Raw genomic sequence first — 294 nt, 5'->3', positions numbered from 1 at the left:
TGTCGTGTTCGGAGCGCTTCTGCAGCTCCATGTCCTTCACCTTGAGATGGACCGGCTGGTCCTCCTCGTGGTTGGTGTTCGACAGGAACACCGAGGACAGCCGGTCGAAGGTCAGAACCCCATCCGGCTTCGGATAATCGATCTTCTGGTGCTGGGCGGCCGGCTCGAGCGACTGCGCATCGGTCTTGCCGTGTTTCAGCGTGCCGAAGAAGGAGAAGCCGAACAGCTGGTTGGTCCACATGTCGAGACCGCCGAGCCCAACGCCGATCGCCGTGCCGAACTTCGACCACAGCG

At 61.9% G+C, this 294-nt stretch carries 1 protein-coding gene; it reads right to left on the bottom strand.

Annotated features, from left to right (window positions below; genetic code table 11):
- The coding region (locus tag L981_RS32735) for a 4Fe-4S dicluster domain-containing protein (RefSeq protein WP_043627001.1) at positions 1 to 294 on the bottom strand (294 nt) is incomplete at both ends.

The organism is Ensifer sp. ZNC0028 (genome assembly GCF_000799055.1).
In the GTDB taxonomy this organism is placed as follows: Bacteria; Pseudomonadota; Alphaproteobacteria; order Rhizobiales; family Rhizobiaceae; genus Ensifer.
Note: the sequence above shows the minus strand (reverse complement) of the source record. Positions and strands in the feature narration are given on the sequence as shown.